We start from the raw sequence: 19,120 nt of genomic DNA, 5'->3' as shown, positions 1-19,120 counted from the left end.
AAACATGAACATTCGAACACGCCGTCACCTGGCATTTACGGCAATCGCCGCGTTCACAGGGTTTTCCTGCCTGCTGGCAGGCTCGCCTGCGGCGGCCCAGGACTATCCGACAAAACCCATCAAGTTCCTGGTCGGGTTCACGCCAGGCGGCAGCGCTGACCTCGTCAGCCGGTTTGTCGCACAGAAAATGAGCGAGCGGCTTGGCCAACCTGTCGTGGTCGAGCAAAGAATGGGCGCCACCGGCATCATCGCGCAAGATGCGGTGGCCAAGGCCGCGCCGGATGGCTACACGATGGTGCTGCTCACGGGTGGCCACCCCACATCAGCGGCTATCAAAAAAACCTTGCCCTACCACCCGGTGAACGACTTCGGCATGATCTCGACCATCATTGAGTACCCGATGGCAATCGGGGTCAGGCCGGATTCGCCGATCAAGTCCTTTCCGGATTTGCTTGCGCGCGCAAAGGCTGAGCCGGGCAAACTCAGCATGTCGTCTGCCGGCACCGGCAGCCTGCATCACCTGCTCGGTGAGTGGATCAAGATCGAGTCGGGCACCGAGATGATTCACGTGCCATTCAAGGGTGCAGCGCCGGCGTACACGGAACTGCTTGGCGGACGGATCGACGTGTTTATTGAGACCATGACCTTCCTCAACGTCAACTTCAAGAACGGCCAGGTGCGACCGCTTGCCGTGTCGTCTTCGCATCGGCTCAAGGACTTCCCCAATGTGCCTACGATTTCGGAAACCCTCCCCGGGGTTGATCCCACCTCGTGGCTTGGACTGGTGGTGTCGCCCGGAACACCTCCGGCCATCGTGAGTCGCCTTAACCGCGAGCTGCGCGCCGTTCTTGCGGAACCCGCGACTGCCGAGCGTTTTGCCGCTTTGGGGGGCATACCCGCACCATCGACACCCGACGAAATGCGCACCAGGGTCCAGCGCGAGATTGACCGCTGGACCCGTGTGGTGAAGCTGCGCAATATCGAACGCCAGGATTGATGCAGCAGTGATTACGGGCCTCATAAGGGCCCGTTTCTGTTTCAGAAGGGCCGCCTGGCCTGGTTGGCAGGAAGTGCCTGTTCTGTGCCATGCAGCAATCAGGCAAAAAAACTTCGCCCCAACTTTTTCCGGATCAACTTGAGTATTAAAAAAGGAGACGCGACATGTGCAGACTATGTGACGAAGGACGGCCTCAGGCCCATTTTGAGCCGCGACGGGGATTCCTGAAGGCTGCGGCGACAACGGCAGTTGCCGCCGCAGGCTTCAACCTGTTTACGGCGCCCCCTGTTGCCGCAGCCAGTGCCAGGCCGCCAGTAAACAGCGGCGGCGCCGGTCGTCGTTACATCATTCGTGGCGGTGCTGTCATGTCGATGGATCCGAAGGTAGGCGATTTCGCTGAGGCCGACGTGCTGGTGGAGGGAAAGAAGATCCTCGCCGTAGGGCGCAACCTGCAGGCCGGCGGCGCGGCGGTGATCGATGCCCGCGGCCGCATCGTGATGCCGGGATTTGTTGACACGCACCACCACCAGTTCGAGACGGCACTGCGTAGTTTTCTTGCGGACGGCCTGCTTGGGGCTGACGGAAAACCTCACGGTGAAATCAACTACAGAGACTACATCCTCGGGAAGTTTTCCCCTGTGTACCGCCCGAAGGACGTGTACATCAACGAACTTTTTGGCGCACTAAGCCAGCTCGATGCGGGTGTCACGACGGTGCATGATGTTTCGCAGATTCACCATTCACCGCAGCATTCCGATGCGGCGATCAAGGGTATTGTCGATTCGGGACGCCGCACAGCCTTCGGTTATTTCGAGGGCCGGGGCGCCCTTGCGCAATACCCTGACGATGCGCGTCGCATCAAAAAGCAGTACTTTTCTTCTGCCGACCAGCTTGCCACCATGATCATGGGCGGCGAGATCTACCTGCCAGGCTACGAGAAAACCTGGAAGATAGGGCGTGAACTCGGCCTCCAGGTTGCAGCGCATGTCGTCGGTGCCCGTACAGCCCCGATCTTCGACGCACTGGCTACGGCCAATCAGTTCGGCCCTGACAACCTGTTCATTCATATGGCCGGGATGTCCGATATGAGCTGGCAGAAGGCCAAGGATGCGGGTGTCGCCGTCTCGCTTGCAGTCCCCATCGAGATGAACATGCGGCACGGCCAGCCACCGATTCTGAAGGCCCTCAGCATGGGTATCGAGCCATCCCTCAGCGTGGATGTGGAATGCACCCTGACCGCGGACTTTTTCACGCAGATGCGCACCACCATGGCTCTGCAGCGCATGCTCGTGAACGACAAGGCCCTCGCCGGGCAAACGGATCTGCCTGAACTCCTCACCACGCGCGATGTCCTGCGCTTTGCCACCATGCAAGGTGCGAAGGACCTGAAGCTGGACCATAAGGTCGGCTCGCTTACACCGGGCAAGGAAGCCGACATCATCATCCTGGATGCAACTTCGATCAACGTGGCGCCACTCAATCACGTGCCGGGCGCCGTTGTGTCGCTGATGGAGCGCTCCAATGTCGAGACGGTCATCGTGGCCGGTAAAGTGCGTAAGTGGAAAGGGCAGGTGCTTGACGCCAACCTGAACATGCTGCGCAAGGAGCTGGAGGCTTCCCGTGACTACCTATTCACGGCGGCGGGCATTCCGCAGAATCTTTTCCGCTGAAATTACCGGCCGGCTACACCGTTTCTGGCCCTGTCGGGGCTTGCAGGAGTCAGCCATTCCTGTGCCCGGCCCTTTCCCCATATACGCCACCCGGCGTATTCCCGAATGCTTCTTCGGTCCGCAGAATTGGCTCATCGTTGTGTAAAGGCCTGCAAACAGGCTTTTACCGGCGAGCCGAGAACTACCTACTTACCGGAGAAGCATTATGCAACGTCGATTTACCCTCAAGGCGCTTGGCGCCGCCGCCGCTCTTGCAAGCCTTGGCGTATCGCCGGCTTTTGCAGCCGACACCATCAAGGTTGGCGTTTTGCACAGCCTGTCGGGCACCATGGCGATTTCCGAAACCACGCTGAAAGACACCGTGCTCATGGCGATCGAAGAGATCAATGCCAAGGGCGGTGTGATGGGTAAAAAGCTGGAACCCGTGGTGGTTGATCCGGCCTCCAACTGGCCCTTGTTCGCAGAAAAAACCAAACAGCTGCTGGGCCAGGACAAGGTAGCCGTCATCTTCGGCTGCTGGACCTCGGTGTCGCGCAAGTCGGTTTTACCTGTGGTTGAGGAAATGAACGGCCTGCTGTTCTACCCCGTGCAGTATGAGGGAGAAGAACTCTCCAAAAACGTGTTTTATACCGGCGCGGCGCCCAACCAGCAGGCCATCCCGGCAGTTGATTACCTGATGAGCAAGGCTGGCGGCGGTGCCAAGCGCTGGGTTTTGTTGGGCACGGATTATGTGTACCCACGCACCACCAACAAGATCCTGCGCGCTTATCTCAAGAGCAAGGGTGTTGCCGACAAGGACATTGACGAGAAGTACACCCCGTTTGGCCACTCCGACTACCAGACCATCGTGGCGGATGTGAAGAAATTCTCGCAAGGCGGCAAGACGGCCGTGGTATCAACCATCAACGGCGACTCCAACGTGCCTTTCTACAAGGAACTGGGCAATGCCGGCCTGAAGGCCAAGGACGTGCCGGTGGTGGCCTTTTCTGTGGGCGAGGAAGAACTGCGCGGTGTGGACACCAAGCCGCTGGTCGGCCACCTGGCTGCCTGGAACTACTTCATGTCGATCAAGAGCCCGGCCAATACCGAGTTCATCAAGAAGTGGTCTGCCTACGCCAAGGCCAAAAAACTTCCTGGCTCCGACAAGCCTTTGACGAACGACCCGATGGAAGCCACCTATATCGGTATCAACATGTGGAAGCAGGCTGTGGAAAAAGCCAAATCCACAGACACCGACAAGGTCATCGCCGCCATGGCCGGCCAGACTTTCAACGCGCCATCAGGCATTGTGAGCAAGATGGACGAGAAAAACCATCACCTGCACAAGTCTGTCTTTATCGGTGAAATCAAGGCCGACGGCCAGTTCAATGTGGTTTGGAAGACGCCTGGCCCGGTGAAGGCCAAGCCATGGAGCCCGTACATCGAAGGCAATGACAAGAAGCCCGATGAGCCGGTGAAGGGCACCAGCGTCGCTACGACGAAGTAAGCACGATTTCGGCAACGCCTTCCTCTGCGTTTGCTGCGCCACTGTCCGGGTATCCGGGGCGGCGCAGCAAGTCCGGCTCAGGTGTCTGCCGGAATCGCTGTCCATTTCGCCGCGGTTGTGGCATCGGCCAGGCCTTTCCCTTCAAGGCCGTTGCAGTCTGGGCGCGGTGCGCCGTGTCCAATCTACTGGTTCTTTTCCCATGTTGTTTCGTCATCTTCTTCTGATTGCTACACTTTTTATAGCTTCCCGAGCTTATGCATTGAGCCCTGAAGAGGTAAAAGGCATGGCCATTGGTGAAACCGAGGCACGAGTGGAGGTGCTGAACAAGGCGGCTGCCAACGCTGATGAAAAGACAATGGCGTTTATCCAGGCGCTGTCTGATGATGCCGTGAAGACCAGGGGTGACAAGGTTTACGTGGTGAAGGGCGACAAGGCCTTTGACCCGGTCACTGGAGCGGAGACACCGCTGCCGGCCGATGCCGAAGATGTGATCAATCCCAACCTGATGCGCAGCGAGCTCGACAACGCGCTGGCTGCGCTGAAGCTTTTTTCCAAAGATGAGAAAGTACGGCGCGACGCCATCAAGACGCTGGGTAGTGACAACGATGAAGCGCGCCTGCCGCTGATTGAAAAAGCCTATGCGGCTGAAACGGTGCCCCAGCTCAAAAGCCAGCTCGAACTGATGCGCGCTGCTATTTTGCTGGGAAGTAGCGACAAGGCCAAGCGACTGGAAGCAGCGGCGCAGCTCTCCGCCAGCAAGAACCCAACTACGAAAACGGTACTGCTTGAACGCCTGGCCACTGAGACCGACGCTGACGTCAAGGTGGCCTTGCAGGCAGCGCTCAGCAAGGTAGATGCATCCCTAGCATGGGGCGACAAGCTGGGCGCGATTTTCAGCGGAATCAGCCTGGGCAGCATTCTGTTGCTGGTGGCACTAGGCCTGGCGATCACCTACGGGCTGATGGGCGTCATCAACATGGCGCACGGGGAACTGATGATGATTGGCGCCTACGCAACCTATGTGGTGCAGGGCCTGTTCCAGAAATACCTGCCTGCTGCCTTTGACTGGTATCTGCTGGCTGCCGTGCCGGTGGCCTTTATGGCGTCGGCACTCATGGGCGCCGTGCTGGAGCGCAGCGTGATACGCTTTTTGTACGGCCGGCCGCTGGAAACGCTGCTGGCCACCTGGGGCATCAGCCTGATGTTGCAGCAATTGGTACGTTCCATCTTTGGCGCGCAGAACGTGGGTGTTGAAAACCCGGTGTGGATGAGCGGTGGCGTGCAGGTGTTGGGGAATCTATCGCTGCCCTATAACCGGCTGGTCATCATTGCGTTTGCCGCGGCGGTGCTGTTGGGCGTGGCCTGGCTGATCAGTCGAACGCGCCTGGGCCTGTTTGTGCGCGGCGTTACGCAGAACCGGCCAATTGCCTCCTGCATGGGCGTCAACACGGCCCGCATTGACACCTACGCCTTTGCGCTGGGCTCGGGCATTGCAGGCCTGGCCGGCTGCGCGCTCAGCCAGGTCGGCAATGTGGGTCCGGATCTGGGCCAGGGTTACATCGTGGATTCCTTCATGGTGGTGGTGCTGGGTGGTGTGGGCCAACTGGCGGGCACGGTGTATGCAGCTCTGGGGCTGGGTATCCTGAACAAATTCCTGGAGGGCTGGACCGGCGCCGTGCTGGCCAAGATAGCTGTTCTGGTGTTCATCATCATCTTCATCCAGAAGCGGCCTCAGGGCATTTTTGCGATGAAGGGCCGGAGCGCAGAAGCATGACCACGAACGCTCCCATGATTCCAGCTGTATTGCTTCCGGCAAAAGGCCCCTTGCTGACGCGTGCCGGCTGGAGCACTTTCATGATGGCGCTCATCGCCGTGTGCGCCGTGGCTCCCATGCTCAACCTCTGGGTGCCCGAGGGCAGCCTGTTCCACATGAGTACCTATGCCGTGGCGCTGCTGGGCAAGATCATGTGCTACGCCATCTGCGCGCTGGCCATGGACCTGATTTGGGGTTACACCGGCATTTTGTCGCTGGGGCACGGGGTGTTTTTTGCGCTGGGCGGCTACGTGATGGGCATGTACTTGATGCGCCAGATTGGCCATGACGGCAATTACAAAAGCGATTTGCCCGACTTCATGGTTTTTCTGGACTGGAAGACCTTGCCCTGGCATTGGACCTTCAGCGACAGTTTTATCGCGACGCTGTTCCTGATTGTTCTGGTGCCGGGCGTGGTGGCTTTTGTGTTTGGCTATTTTGCTTTCCGCTCACGCATCAAGGGCGTGTATTTTTCCATCATCACGCAGGCCATGACTTTTGCGGCCATGCTGCTGTTCTTCCGCAACGAAACCGGCTTCGGCGGCAACAATGGTTTTACCGACTTCAAACGTATCCTGAACATCCCGCTGGCCACGCCGTCGATGCGCATGACGCTGTTCGTTATCACGGGACTCACGCTGCTCGGTTTCTTCCTGTTCGCCAAATGGCTGGTGAGCAGCAAGTTTGGCCGCGTGCTGCAGGCGATTCGCGACGCGGAAACGCGTGTGATGTTCTCGGGCTACAACCCGCTGGGCTACAAGCTCACCATCTGGGTTATCTCCGCTGTCATGTGCGGTGTGGCCGGCGCGCTATATGTACCGCAGGTCGGCATCATCAACCCCGGTGAAATGAGCCCGGCCAGTTCCATCGAGATCGCCATCTGGGCCGCCGTGGGGGGGCGCGCCAGCCTGATCGGGCCGATTGTTGGCGCGTTTATCGTCAACGGCGCCAAAAGCTGGCTCACGGTGGCTTATCCCGAGTTCTGGCTGTACTTCCTGGGCGCGCTGTTTATTGGCGTGACCTTGTTCCTGCCCGATGGTGTGGTCGGATTGGTGAAGAAATTCCGGAAGGGCAGTGAGAAATGAGCAACGCCGGACAATCCCAAGTCGTGAGGGCCATGCCATGACCCCGGACCTTCTTGAGCAGGGTGCGCGACGTATTGAAGAGCACATGGCGCTGCTGGCTGCCGGGGGGGGGAATGCCGGATCGGGCGGGCGCCATGCCAGCACGGGCCGCGTTGTCGAGTCCGGTGAGGTCGATGTCACGCACGGCCGCATCCTGTACCTGGACGATGTGAGTGTCAGCTTCGACGGCTTCAAGGCCATCAACAAGCTCTCGCTGGACATTGCCCCCGGTGAGTTGCGCTGCATCATCGGCCCCAACGGCGCCGGCAAGACCACCATGATGGACATCATTACCGGCAAGACCCGGCCCGACGAAGGCACGGTTTTTTTTGGCAGCACGATAGATCTTTTGCGCTACAAGGAAGCCGAAATCGCCCAGTTGGGCATTGGCAGGAAATTCCAGAAACCAACCGTTTTTGAGCAGCTCACGGTGTTTGAAAACCTTGAGCTGGCCCTGAAGACAAATAAGGGCGTGAAGTCATCCATGTTTTTCAGGCTGGACTCGCAGCAGAGCGATCGCCTGGCTGAGATCCTGGTGACGATTCACCTGGCCGGAAGCGTAGGCCGCATGGCAGGAAACTTAAGTCATGGGCAAAAACAGTGGCTGGAAATCGGCATGCTGCTGATGCAGGACCCCAAGCTGCTGCTGCTGGATGAGCCTGTTGCCGGCATGACGGACGAAGAGACGGCGCGCACTGCGGAGCTGTTTTTGACACTCAAGGGAAAACATTCGCTGATGGTGGTGGAGCACGACATGAGTTTTATCAAGACGATTTCTGAAATTGTCACGGTATTGTGTGACGGGTCTGTGCTGGCGCAGGGAACGCTTGATGAGGTGCAGGCGGACGAGCGGGTGATTGAAGTCTATCTGGGACGCTGAGGTGGCATCATGCTGAACGTCAAAAACATCAACCAGTACTACGGTGGCTCGCACATCCTGCGTGACGTGAGTCTGGATGCCTACCCTGGCAAAGTCACGGTGCTGCTTGGTCGCAACGGCGTGGGTAAAACCACGCTGCTCAAGTCGTTGATGGGCCTGATTCCCATCAAGACCGGTAGCATCGATTTCAATGGCAAGCAGATCCAGGGGAGCACGCCTTATGAGCGTGCGAGGGCCGGCATAGGCTTCGTGCCACAGGGGCGTGAAATTTTCGCGCGGCTGACTGTCGAGGAGAACCTGCGCATGGGCCTTGCCTACAAGCGGGCGGGCACGCCAATCCCCGCCGAGTTATATGAGCTGTTCCCTGTACTCAAACAGATGCTGAATCGCCGCGGCGGAGACTTGTCTGGCGGGCAGCAGCAGCAACTCGCGATTGCGCGCGCACTGGCCGCGAAACCCAGGCTGTTGATCCTGGACGAACCGACCGAGGGGATACAACCCAGCATCATCAAGGACATCGGCAAGGTGGTCCGCATGCTGGCCGATCGGGGTGACATGGCCATCCTGCTGGTCGAGCAGTACTACGATTTTGCGCAGGAACTGGCCGACGACTACCTGGTGATGGAGCGTGGGGAGTTCATTGCGCGCGGCCAGGGCAAGGACATGGAAGCCAATGGCGTGCGGCAACTGGTCGCGATTTGACGCCAACCTGATCTGAAGCCATGTCCGGATCATCCGGGCTTTTTATGCGCGCATGCCGGGTCCGCCGTGTTTTCAGTCGACCGTAGAATCCTTGGGTCGCCAGCTTCCGGTGGCTCAAAAAAGCAACATGCATGACCCTGCTCGCACTGGACAATTGGCTTTTGAAACCACGGTCTCCCGCAGGTTTGTCGGGCTTTCGCCGTTTCCTGGTGGAGTTTGTCTGTTTTGGGCTCAAGGAGGCGCGGGCCTGCCTGTTTGCCGGCCTGTTTTTTACCGCTGTATTTCTGGTGCCGCGCGCAGGTTTGTTTGGCGTTCCGCGCTACGACCTGTTGCTGGCCATCGCGTTGGCCATCCAGTTGTGGATGGTATTGACGGGACTTGAAACCATTGATGAGCTCAAGGCCATCTGCCTTTTTCACGTGATCGGGTTTGCCCTTGAGGTTTTCAAGACCTCGGGCAGCATAGGCTCGTGGAGTTACCCGGACTTTGCCTATACCAAACTGTTTGGTGTGCCGTTATTTTCGGGCTTTATGTATGCGGCCGTGGGCAGCTACATCATCCAGGCATGGCGGCTTTTTGATTTGAGGGTCAGGCACCACCCGCCTTACTGGATGGCGGGGGTAATGGCCTTGCTTGTTTACGCCAATTTCTTTACCCACCATTTCATAGGTGACTACCGCTGGTATCTGGCGGCAGGCCTGTGCGGCCTGTATGCGCGTTCGGAAGTCGTTTTTCGCCCGTTTGACCAGGACAGGCGCATGCCCTTGCTGCTGTCTTTTGTGTTGATAGGTTTTTTCATCTGGCTGGCAGAAAATATCAGCACTTTTTTCAGCCTGTGGCACTACCCCAACCAGATGGGCGCCTGGTCCATCGTGCATGTGGGCAAGTGGAGTTCATGGTCGCTGCTGGTGGTCATGATCTTCACCATTGTGGCCAACCTCAAGCACATCAAGGCACGCATTCATGTGCCTGACTAGTTGAGACAGGTGATAGGGCAGTTCCGGATCTCCCTTTTTCGGGATACAAAAAAGGCCGTCAAGATGGTCTTGACGGCCCATTCTGCATAGCTCCATCTGTGGCGTTCATCACGCCCCCAAAGCGGAGTTTTAAGCAGCCATGACGTGACTACCGCTGTGCGGGAATCACAATAATCGCATCTGTACTGGTTTTGGGCTGAACAATGACATTGCTGCCCGCATCTTTGGGTATGACAGCCGTCTCTACCTCACGGATCACGCCACCGCCAGCCACGCTGCCCTTGGCTTCACCGTAACCCTCTATGCGGGCCTGGCAGGCCACCTTGTCTTCGCCAGAAAGTACATCGCAACGTTTCAGCGCGTTGGCCTTGAACTGGCCGTCGGCGTTGTTGAGCTTGCCGGCGCGTTTGGCTGCCGCAGCATTCCTGGTTTCGGTCATGCAGGTTGCACGGTCCTCTTGTGACCTGCCGTTGTTGCAGGCTGCCATCTCGCTTTTTGCATTGCCGGTGGCATCGATGCCTGTGGTGCCTGAAGCAATCTGTGCTGTTGCTGCGCTCATGGCGAGCAGGGCGGTGATGAAAAATCCTGCCGCGCCCCTGGCGACGCTGTTCAGCTTGAAATGGATAGGTGCATTCATGTTCGACTCCTGGTGAGTCCTTTGTGGACTGGTGAATGCAGTTTAGGAAAGCTTGCCAGCCTGCCATGACAGCCAAGGCGACGGGCGTGCGGGCGGGCACGCCCGTATACGTGTAGGACTGGGCTTAGGCCGCAGGAAGATGCCGGAGCCTTATTGCAAAAGGTTATGTGGACCAGATGCGCGGGCTGGAGGGTGCCAGTTGCCAGAAATGACTGCGCCAGGCCAGCCATATCTGGCGCAGTAGCGCCATGGCAGGTTCCACCACCGGTGCCAGCACCCTGACCAGCACAACCTGCCCGTCGGGACTGGTTGCGCCCGTGGTGGCGCACAGCGGATGTGCCTCAATGACCTGGCGTGCCTCGTCCAGGGCTTCCTGTCGGCGTTGGCGTTCAAGTTTGCTGCCTGCCACAAAAAACAGTGTGGCGATGCAGCGGTGGCCGGCCATGCCCAGGGGGCTGTTCATCAGCAGGGTGTCGCCGGCCCGGATGCGAGCGCGCTCCAGCCACACACCGGGCACTTCCATATGCTGGCAGAAGCTGCCGGATTCAAAAGGCTTGCCTGCAGCGGGCAGGCCCAGGGCTGTGATGTCCCATCCCAGCAGTTCGGCACCCGGGGCCAGTGTCATGCTCAGGCGATTTTCGGCGATGCAGCCGTTGTAGCCTATGGACTCCAGCGGCAACCATTCCAGGCGCGCACCGGCATCCAGGGTGATCGCGGTACGCTGCAATGCCGGCTCACCGTCCGAGCGGTAAAAGCGGGTCGCACCGGGCGTGGTCACCAGTCCGTGTGCTTCGGCGGCGACACGGATTCCGATGTCCAGCGTGTCGCCGCCTACCAGGCCGCCGGGTGGGTGTACCAGCACGTTGTGGCAAAGGGCATCGCCTTCAGGGTACAGGCTTTGCAGGATTCGCAGTGGACCGGTGTGCACATGTCGCGCAACACAGCGGTCTGCTTCCATGCTGTATTCAATGTCAAGTTTTGCGTGCCATGGCATGTCTGGAGTTTACGCGTGCGATGCAGGCCCGGGTTCAGGATTTCCAGAATCCCCTGTGCGGCTCACTGGCCTCATGCACCATGACCGGGCCTATGCACTCAATGGGGTGGGGTGAGGCCGCGAAGACGTCACGGCAGGACAACTCCGCATCGCGCTGTTCGCTCCTTTCGCCGCGAAACACCCGAAGGCTGACCGCATCAATACCGAACACCACACGCTGGATGCCGGACCAGAAAATCGCGCCTGCGCACATCACGCAGGGTTCGGCAGACGAATACAGCGTGGCACGGGCCAGCACTTCGCGGCTGGTTCGTAAGGAGGCCTCGCGGACCGCATTGGTTTCTGCATGGCCCGTGCAGTCACCTGTTTCTGTGGTGTTGCAGTAGGCCTCGGCCAGAACATCACCCTGGCCCGACACGATGAGCGCACCAAACGGGCGGTTACCGCGCTTGCGTGCGGTGCATGACCAGGCGATGGCCTGTTGCAGATAGAGACCATCCTGGCCGGTGAAGGCGTTTGTCGCCATGGTCGTGCTCATGCGTCCACCATGCGATCTGCCTTGGGTGGCAGCATGGACAGGTTGAAGAGGCCATCTGGGCTTGGCCTTGTTTTCAGCCCATAGACCTCGACCACCTCATCGACCTGTTGTTCCACCAGCAGCTTGCGGATATCGCCAAGGCCGTGCCCGCGTGTATCCGGTGCCCCAAGATATTGCGCGGTCAGCCGCCAGCGTTCCAGCTCCACCTTTTCATCAAGAATGGGTTCGCGCTGCCTTGTGGCTGCGATGGCAGCCGCCGGGTTTGCAAAGGTTTCAACGATGGCACGGTTGGTTGCACGTAAAAAGGCTGCAATCACCCTGGGGTTTTGTGCGATCAGGTTGCTGCTGGCCAGGATGGCATTGCCGTACAGGTTGACCCCTGCGTTGGCGTAGGGCAGCACCGAAAGTTCATCCTGTTTCATGCGCGCGAAAAGTGAAACCGCCGAGTCGTGGAAATAGGTGGCTCCGTCGACATCACCGCGAACCATGACGTTGTCGCGTGAGCTGAAATCGGTGGTGGACCATGCAAACAGGTCGGGTTTGAGTCGCAACTTGCGCGCCACCATGGGCCATGAGCGGCGGGTGGATTCCACGGCGGCGGCAGCTATCTTTTTGCCTTCGAGGCTGTGGAAGTCTGTGGTGATGCCGCGATCCTTGCGTCCAATGATGACGAATGGTGCACGGTTGTAATACTGGTAGACCGCCTGTACCAGCGGCGTGCCCGCGTTTTGTGCATTGAACTCCACCAGCGAACTGATATCCCCCAGACCCAGTTGGTAGACACCGCTGGCAATGCGCGTGATGGATGTGACCGATCCGGCACCAACGTCAATCGTGACATCCAGCCCTTCGTCCTTGTAATAGCCTTTGTTTTGTGCAAGAAAGAAAGGCGCGGTCTGGCCGGTGATGCGGAAATCCAGTGTGAATTTCAGTGGGACAAGGCGAGCGGGCCCCTGGCTCCATGCGGCAGGTATTGCCAATGATGATGTGGCGGCCAGGGATGCGAGAAATGCACGACGTTTGACAGGGCGGTTCATGGTCAGCTCCGGTGAGGCACTTGAAGACACCGGCACACACAAAAATGTGGCACCGGACGGTTCAAGAGCAATTTCCGGGCGACCCATGTAGGTGCATGGAGGCTGAATGCTTCTACTCTTGCCGCTCAACATGCATTTCGCGTGCCAGCCCGCGAGAAGAAGATCGACGAGAAAAATCAGGTTCGGATTTTGCTAGCATCAGAGGGGCGAGAGTAGAAGCGTTCAATTTGCACTGCAATGGTGCGAGTGGGAAATTGCTCTTGATTTTTCCATTCAAGGAGCGCTTCAATGCTGGTCACCCAACAACCTGTACTTCGTAAATTCTGGCATGCCGTCATGCCGCTGTCCGCCCTGACAGGTGGCCCCAAACCATTCACCCTGCTCGGTGAAAACATCGTCCTGTTTTTGGACGCACAGGGCGAACCTGCCGCGCTGCGTGACCGCTGCTGCCATCGAACGGCGCGGCTGTCGAAGGGCTGGTGTGTGGATGGCGAGGGAAAGGCGTGCTCGCAAGGCAGTATCCAGTGCGGCTACCACGGCTGGACATACGACCGCACGGGACGGGTGGTGGCGATTCCGCAGTACGACGCAGGCAGGGCCATCATGCCGGACTATAAAACCACCGCCTATCATTGTGTTGCGCGCTATGGCTACGCCTGGGTTGCGCTGGAGGAGCCGGCTGCGGACATTCCCCATATCCCGGAATTCTCCGACCCGGCTTACCGCACCATTTTCCAGTTTTATGAGCGCTGGCAAACCAGCCCGATGCGGGCGCTCGAGAACTCCTTTGACAACTCGCACTTCAGTTTTGTGCATCGCGCCACCTTTGGTGTGGCGGCAAGTCCGAAGCCGAGCAAATACGAGCTGGTGGAAAATGAGCTGGGCTTTTATGCCGAAACCGTGATTGATGCGGCCAACCCCGAACGTTTTCGGCGCATCAGCGGTGTGGGTGATGCCATCACCACGCGCCACATGCGCAATGCCTATTTTTTGCCGTTCTCGCGGCGCCTTGATATTGAATACCCGTCAGGGATTCGCCACATCATCATCAACTGCTTTACGCCGATTGACGACGGCAACATGCAGCTGTGCCAGTGGTTGTTCCGCAATGACACCGAGGCGGATTGCCCTGCACAGATGCTGATTGACTTTGATGCCGAAATCACGCGCGAGGACAAGGACATCCTGGAGTCCACCGACCCGGACGCCGTGGTCGACCCGCGGCGTCGCGGTGTGGAGTTTTCGATGGACTCGGACAGGCCCGGCATATTGATACGGCGCAAGCTCATGGAGCTGCTGGCACGGCATGGCGAGGCTGAGGTGCACGGTTAAGCACTGCGGTGAGAAGTATTTCCTGCTGAAAATCATTCTGTCATTGCCTCCAGTAAATACTGGAGGCAAGTTCCGCCACGGCCCGTACCTGTGCAACCAGGGCTGCCGCTGGTTCAATGAACAGCTGTCTTGTCTTTGGCCTGCTTGACGTGTGCGGCCAGGTGATCCAGCGCTTCCTGCACCTGGTCAACCAGCACCAGGCAGAGGTCACCGGGATTCAGGCGCGCCAGTGCGGTGTCTATGGCCAGGAACTCGCCGCGAATCTCTTCTATATGGCTGGTCCGGCTGGCATTGTTCAGGCCTTCGCGCAGCAATGCCATCACTTCACCGTCGGCGCGGCCGCGCTGGGCTGCATCCTGGTAAAGAATGACGTCGTCAAATGCGTCGCCAAGGATGGCTGTCTGGCCTGTGATGTCGCTGTCCCGCCGGTCGCCCGCGCCGCTGATCACCACGCTGCGCCGCTGGCCGGGCGTGATGGGCATGGCGTCCACTGCGGCCACCAGGGCGAGCATGGCATCGGGGTTGTGGCCGTAGTCGGCAATCACCGTTGCGCCGCGGTAGTCCATCACATTGAAGCGCCCCGGCGCGTTGTTTGCGTTGGTTACAAAACTGGCGAGGCCGCTTTTGATTGTTTCCCAGTTGACACCGGCTGCCCAAGCGGCGGCCACTGCGGCCATGACGTTTTCGACCTGGAAGGCGATAGCGCCGCCACGCGTGACCGGAATGCCGTGCAGCGGGATGCGCTCAACCCGTGCGCCTTCGGCCGCGACCAGCATGGGCCCGTCGATGTACACGGTGCGTTTGTCCTGTGCACGGTGCGTGGCCATGAGCGGGTGATGCCGGTCGGCTGCAAAAAAGATGATCTTGCCGGGGCAGGCGGCCGCCATTTCTGCCACGATGGGGTCCGCGGCATTGAGCACCGCATAGCCGGTGGGCGAGACGTTCTGCACGATCACGCGCTTGAGCACCGCCAGGTCTTCCACCGTGGTGATGTAGTTCAGCCCGAGATGGTCGCCGCTGCCGATATTGGTGACGACCGCGACCTCGCAGCGGTCAAAACCCAGGCCCTCGCGCAACACGCCGCCGCGTGCGACTTCAAACACCGCCGCATCCACGTCGGGATGCATGAGCACGCTGCGGGCGCTCTTGGGGCCGCTGCAGTCGCCGCTGTCGGTCTGCCGGCCATTGACCCAGACACCGTCGGTGTTGGTCATGCCGGTGCGCAGGCCTTGCGCGGCCAGCAGGTGGGCGATCAGCCGTGTGGTGGTGGTCTTGCCATTGGTGCCGGTCACGGCAATCACCGGCACGCGGCCGTTGTCGCCTGCTGGAAACAGCTCGTTGATCATGGCCACACCCACGGCGCGGCCCTTGCCATAAGAGGGCGAGAGGTGCATGCGCAGGCCCGGCGCGGCGTTGACTTCCACGACACCGCCGTTTTGTGACTCAAGCGGGCGCAACATGCTCTCGCAGACCACGTCCACGCCGCAGATGTGCAGGCCGACCATTTGGGCTGCGGCGACGGCACGGGCTGCGACCGCCGGATGCACGTCGTCGGTCACGTCGGTGGCGGTTCCGCCGGTACTCAGGTTGGCGTTGTTGCGCAGAATGACGCGCTGTCCCTTGGGCGGAATCGATTCGGGCGTCAGGCTTTGTTCGCTGAGCCGCAGCACGGCGATGTCGTCAAAACGGATCCTGGTCAGCGAGGTGCCGTGGCCTTCGCCGCGCCGTGGGTCCTGGTTGACGATGTCGACCAGCTCACGCACGGTATGCAGGCCATCGCCCACGACCTGGGGTGGGTCACGCCGTGAAGCTGCCACCAGCTTGTCCCCCACCACAAGCAGGCGAAAGTCGCTGCCCGGGCAGAATTTTTCGACCATGACGTCGCCATACTCGGCGGCAACCTTGTAGGCCAGGTCCAGGTGTTCACGAAGGGTGATGTTGACGGTCACGCCCTTGCCCTGGTTGCCGTCCTGCGGCTTGACCACGACGGGCAGGCCGATCTGCTGGGCCGCTGCCCATGCGTCATCGGCGTCCGTCACAGGCCGGCCCATGGGCACCGGCACACCGGCGGCCCGCAGCAGCTTTTTGGTGAGGTCCTTGTCCTGCGCGATGGACTCCGCCACCGCGCTGGTGGCGTCGAGCTCGGCGGCCTGGATGCGCCGCTGTTTGGAACCCCAGCCAAACTGCACCATGCTGCCCTTGGTGAGGCGCCGGTACGGAATGCCGCGCGCCACTGCTGCATCGACAATGGCACCGGTGCTGGGGCCCAGCCGCTCGTCTTCATCGAGGTCGCGCAACTGGGCAATGGCTGCTTCGAGGTCAAAGGCGGTGTCGCGCAAGGCGGCATGAATCAGTGCTTGTGCCAGCTCCAGTGCCAGCCGGCCCACGGCTTCCTCGCTGTATTCCACCACCACTTGGTAGATTCCGGCCTCGAGTGTGGCGGAGGTATTGCTGAAAGTGACGGGGCAGCCGGCCGCTGCCTGCAATTCCAGTGCCGCGGCTTCCAGCACATGCGCCAGCGCCAGCTGGCCGCTGTGACCATTCTGGCGCAGCGTGCCCATGCCGGGAAAGAGTGCGCGCACGCGCGGCTCAAAGCCGGGCAGGCCATCGATGGAGCATTCGGCCTCGGTGCAGCCTACGATGGCTTCCAGTGCCGTGTGGCGGCTCCAGAGGTTGGGACCGCGCAGGGCGCGGATACGGGATACTTCCATTACGCTGCACTCCCGGCAGTTTTTTCTGAGGATTCAAAGGCTTCCATGCCCGCGCCAATCAGGTTCAGTGGTATGCCGAGGGCCCAGGCGGCGCCTACTGCAGCCAGCAAGGCGTCTTCGGAAAGGTCGCGGCGTGCGCGCCAGGCCGACAGCTTGCCCAGTCCGGGCAAAAATGCTTCGGTGTTGCCGGTGGCCAGTACCACCTGGTCCTGCCGCACATACAGGGCGCGGCCGCCCCTGGCGCAGTGGGCAACGACGGCCGCTGCTTTTGGGTCGGTGCTGTAGAAAATGACTTCGCCGTCGCACAAGGCTTCCATGTCCACGACGCGTGCATGGGCGGCATTCAGAACCGCCGCGCCGCCGGGCAGCACCACGTCGACCTGCGAGCGCATGACCCTGAACATCTGCTCGTCTTCCGTGATGTCGAATTCGGCCAGGTCCGCTGCGCCATCCAGATCAGTGACCACGCCGACCTGGCAACGGTCATAGGCCAGGCCGCTGCGCAAAATGGTGTCTGCGCCATTTTCAAAGACGGCGGCCTGCACGGCGCGGTTGATCAGCAGGCGCTGGCCGGCTTCCCAGTGCGAGCAGTCGGTGGGGTCCACGCAGCGCTGGTCGAGGAACAGGCCATCCCTGGACGCCAGGCCGGTGTGGCGACCCGACAGGTGCAGCAGCCATGCGACCAGGCTTGCCACGCGATGGGTGCCTTGTGAACCGGCAATGCCGACAATGGGGATGCGGCCATCGTTGTTTGTGTGGTCCGGTGTGTCGGGGAACAGGTGGTCACAAATGGCGCGGCCCACCGGTCGGGGGGAGCCTTCGGCGGGTTTGAGGTGCATCAGCAGGCCGGGGCCGGCGTTGACCTCGACAATGGCGCCGCCTTGCAGGTGCAGTGGACGGGATATGTCCTGGGCCACCACGTCCACGCCTGCAATGTCCAGTCCCACCACGCGTGCAGCCAGCGAGACGATGTAGTCAACCTCGGGATGGACCTGGTCGGTGCAGTCGATGGCTACGTTGCCGTTGCGCTGGATCAGTACTTCGCGCCCGGCCGCCGGCACGGCATCGGGGCTCAAGCCCTGGCGCTGCAGGTCGAGCACGATGGCCTCATCCACGTTGGTGTCAATACGGCTTAACGGAAAGTCTTCTTCCAGCCCGCGCCGTGGATCGGTATTGAGCTGGGCATCAATCAGTTGCACCACGGTGGAGGTGCCGTCGCCGGTGACGGTGGCGGTTTCTCCGCGTGCCGCCGCCACCACGCGGCCCCCGACGACCAGCAGGCGGTGTTCATGGCCGCGCACAAAACGCTCGACCATCACGTCGCTGCCGTGCGGTTGCGCCACGCGGAAGGCCGCCTCGACTTCTTCCCGCGTTTTCAGGTCCAGCGACACGCCGCGGCCGTGGTTGCCGTCCGAAGGCTTGACGACCACGGGCAGGCCGATGTCCTCGGCGGCTTCCCAGGCTTCTTCGGCGCTGTTGACAATCTGGCCTTCGGGCACCGGGATGCCGCAGGTCGCCAGCAGGCTTTTGGTCAGGTCCTTGTCGTGGGCAATGCCCTCGGCAATGGCGCTGGTCAGGTCGGTTTCGGCCGTCCAGATGCGGCGCTGGCTGGCGCCATAACCCAGTTGCACCAGGTTGCCGTCATTGAGCCGGATATGGGGAATGCGCCTGTCGGTAGCGGCGGCCACGATGGACGCCGTGCTGGGTCCGAGGTAGCAGTCATCGACTTTGGCCTTGATTTTCTGGGCCGTGGCCTGCACGTCGGCCGGGCCATAGGGCTGGTTGTTGATGGCCGCCATGAGCAGATGGTGGCCTTCGGCGAGCGCCGTGCGGGCCACCTGCTCGTCGCGCGCCCGAAACACCATGCGGTAAATTCCGCGCCGGGATGTGCTGCGTGTCTGGCCGAAGCCGGTGGGCATGTCGGCCAGGTTCAGCAGCTCGATCACGACATGTTCCAGCACATGGCCCATCCAGGTGCCTTCATGCAGGCGCTGCAAAAAACCGCCGCGTTCGCCTACACCGCAGTGGTGTTCCAGCAGGGCCGGCAGCAGGCCGACAAGGCGGTCATTGAAGCCGGGCAGCAGGTTGGAGGGGAAATCTTCCAGGCCTCCGAGGTCAAGCCATACCTCAAGTACGGCCCGGTAGGTCCAGGTGTTGGGGCCGCGCAGGTAGTTGATGCGCAGCAGCTTGATGTCTTCCTGTTGGCTCATGTTTCGCAAAAT

General features: G+C 60.4%; 15 protein-coding genes. 9 read left to right on the top strand and 6 right to left on the bottom strand.

What is annotated here, in order from left to right:
• Positions 1 to 4: 4 nt before the first annotated feature.
• The 8 genes from ACFQND_RS20860 to ACFQND_RS20825 all read left to right on the top strand — a co-directional run bounded on the left by ACFQND_RS20860 (position 5) and on the right by ACFQND_RS20825 (position 9,649).
• Positions 5 to 997, top strand: coding sequence for a Bug family tripartite tricarboxylate transporter substrate binding protein (locus ACFQND_RS20860; RefSeq protein WP_371434366.1), 993 nt, complete (start codon positions 5 to 7; stop codon positions 995 to 997).
• Between the two features lie 164 nt (positions 998 to 1,161).
• Positions 1,162 to 2,667 (top strand): amidohydrolase family protein, encoded by a 1,506-nt coding sequence (locus ACFQND_RS20855; protein WP_371434367.1) that lies wholly within the window; start codon positions 1,162 to 1,164, stop codon positions 2,665 to 2,667.
• A gap of 205 nt (positions 2,668 to 2,872) precedes the next feature.
• Positions 2,873 to 4,153, top strand: a complete 1,281-nt coding sequence (urtA, locus tag ACFQND_RS20850) for an urea ABC transporter substrate-binding protein (protein ID WP_377414482.1) — start codon at positions 2,873 to 2,875, stop codon at positions 4,151 to 4,153.
• A 199-nt stretch (positions 4,154 to 4,352) separates the two neighbouring features.
• Entirely contained in the window at positions 4,353 to 5,927 is a 1,575-nt protein-coding gene (urtB, locus tag ACFQND_RS20845; protein ID WP_371436559.1) for an urea ABC transporter permease subunit UrtB, read from the top strand.
• Positions 5,924 to 7,051, top strand: a complete 1,128-nt coding sequence (urtC, locus tag ACFQND_RS20840) for an urea ABC transporter permease subunit UrtC (RefSeq protein WP_371436558.1) — start codon at positions 5,924 to 5,926, stop codon at positions 7,049 to 7,051. The genes urtB and urtC overlap by 4 nt, the downstream gene beginning before the upstream one ends.
• 37 nt (positions 7,052 to 7,088) lie before the next feature.
• Positions 7,089 to 7,970, top strand: a complete 882-nt coding sequence (gene urtD / locus ACFQND_RS20835; protein WP_371436557.1) for an urea ABC transporter ATP-binding protein UrtD — start codon at positions 7,089 to 7,091, stop codon at positions 7,968 to 7,970.
• A 9-nt stretch (positions 7,971 to 7,979) separates the two neighbouring features.
• On the top strand, positions 7,980 to 8,672 hold the full coding sequence (gene urtE, locus ACFQND_RS20830) for an urea ABC transporter ATP-binding subunit UrtE (protein WP_371436556.1): 693 nt from the start codon (positions 7,980 to 7,982) through the stop codon (positions 8,670 to 8,672).
• A 131-nt stretch (positions 8,673 to 8,803) separates the two neighbouring features.
• On the top strand, positions 8,804 to 9,649 hold the full coding sequence (locus ACFQND_RS20825) for a DUF817 domain-containing protein (RefSeq protein WP_371436555.1): 846 nt from the start codon (positions 8,804 to 8,806) through the stop codon (positions 9,647 to 9,649).
• A 148-nt stretch (positions 9,650 to 9,797) separates the two neighbouring features.
• Here ACFQND_RS20825 and ACFQND_RS20820 read toward each other — a convergent pair whose 3' ends face one another.
• The 4 genes from ACFQND_RS20820 to ACFQND_RS20805 all read right to left on the bottom strand — a co-directional run bounded on the left by ACFQND_RS20820 (position 9,798) and on the right by ACFQND_RS20805 (position 12,855).
• Entirely contained in the window at positions 9,798 to 10,286 is a 489-nt protein-coding gene (locus ACFQND_RS20820) for a hypothetical protein (protein ID WP_371436554.1), read from the bottom strand.
• A gap of 163 nt (positions 10,287 to 10,449) precedes the next feature.
• The gene (locus ACFQND_RS20815) at positions 10,450 to 11,280 is read right to left on the bottom strand and encodes an urease accessory protein UreD (protein WP_371436553.1); all 831 of its coding nucleotides are present in this window, start codon (positions 11,278 to 11,280) and stop codon (positions 10,450 to 10,452) included.
• A 34-nt stretch (positions 11,281 to 11,314) separates the two neighbouring features.
• Complete coding sequence (locus ACFQND_RS20810) at positions 11,315 to 11,818, bottom strand: nucleoside deaminase (RefSeq protein ID WP_371436552.1); 504 nt, start codon at positions 11,816 to 11,818, stop codon at positions 11,315 to 11,317.
• Positions 11,815 to 12,855, bottom strand: a complete 1,041-nt coding sequence (locus ACFQND_RS20805) for an ABC transporter substrate-binding protein (protein WP_371436551.1) — start codon at positions 12,853 to 12,855, stop codon at positions 11,815 to 11,817. Before ACFQND_RS20805 ends, ACFQND_RS20810 begins: the two co-directional genes overlap by 4 nt.
• Before the next feature lie 288 nt (positions 12,856 to 13,143).
• Between ACFQND_RS20805 and ACFQND_RS20800 the strand changes: the two genes are divergently transcribed.
• Positions 13,144 to 14,187, top strand: a complete 1,044-nt coding sequence (locus ACFQND_RS20800) for an aromatic ring-hydroxylating dioxygenase subunit alpha (RefSeq protein ID WP_371436550.1) — start codon at positions 13,144 to 13,146, stop codon at positions 14,185 to 14,187.
• 113 nt (positions 14,188 to 14,300) lie between these two features.
• Here ACFQND_RS20800 and cphA read toward each other — a convergent pair whose 3' ends face one another.
• Positions 14,301 to 16,898, bottom strand: a complete 2,598-nt coding sequence (gene cphA / locus ACFQND_RS20795; protein ID WP_371436549.1) for a cyanophycin synthetase — start codon at positions 16,896 to 16,898, stop codon at positions 14,301 to 14,303.
• Positions 16,898 to 19,108 carry a cyanophycin synthetase gene (locus tag ACFQND_RS20790; RefSeq protein ID WP_371436548.1) on the bottom strand — a complete coding sequence of 737 codons (2,211 nt, stop codon included), beginning with the start codon at positions 19,106 to 19,108 and terminating at the stop codon, positions 16,898 to 16,900. The genes cphA and ACFQND_RS20790 overlap by 1 nt, the downstream gene beginning before the upstream one ends.
• Between the last annotated feature and the right edge of the window lie 12 nt (positions 19,109 to 19,120).

The sequence above is a fragment of the Polaromonas aquatica genome (genome assembly GCF_042659145.1).
Classification (GTDB): domain Bacteria; phylum Pseudomonadota; class Gammaproteobacteria; order Burkholderiales; family Burkholderiaceae_C; genus Polaromonas; species Polaromonas aquatica.
Note: the sequence above shows the minus strand (reverse complement) of the source record. Positions and strands in the feature narration are given on the sequence as shown.